This window comes from Streptomyces chattanoogensis (assembly GCF_001294335.1).
GTDB lineage: Bacteria > Actinomycetota > Actinomycetes > Streptomycetales > Streptomycetaceae > Streptomyces > Streptomyces chattanoogensis.
The window spans coordinates 1-486 of the sequence record NZ_LGKG01000059.1; the positions used below are offsets into that span (position 1 = coordinate 1).

The window sequence follows — 486 nt, forward strand, 5'->3', positions numbered from 1 at the left end:
CCTGGTACGAGTGGCTCGACGAACAAGACGTGCCGTTCCGCAAGAACCCCGCCAAGTTCAAGACCAACCGCCCCAAGGCCAACCCCACCCCGACCCCGGCCCTGGCCGCCGAGCAGCTCGCCAACCTGCTCGACGTCGCCGACACCGACAGCCCCCGCACCGCCGCCATCGTCCACACCCTCGCCACCACCGGCCTCCGCGTCGCCGAACTCCTCGGCGCCGACATCGAAGACCTCGGCCAGGACCAAGGCCACCACGTCCTAAACGTGATGGGCAAAGGCCGGCGCCGTCGGTCCGCCCTACTCCCGCCGCCCACCCACCAGCGGATCACCACCTACCTCGCCACCCGCGACGACACCACCAACCTGCCCGCCCTCACCGTCGGAGCCCGCCCCCGCCGGCCCCTGTTCGTTACCGACACCGGCAACCGGGTCCACGCCCGCAACCTCCGCGACGTCCTCCAGCGCCTCGCCCGTACTGCACGCC

The 486-nt window shown here is 71.6% G+C and carries 1 protein-coding gene; it reads left to right on the forward strand.

Annotated features, from left to right (window positions below):
- The coding region (locus ADL29_RS08980) for a tyrosine-type recombinase/integrase (RefSeq protein WP_157878433.1) at positions 1 to 486 on the forward strand (486 nt) is incomplete at both ends.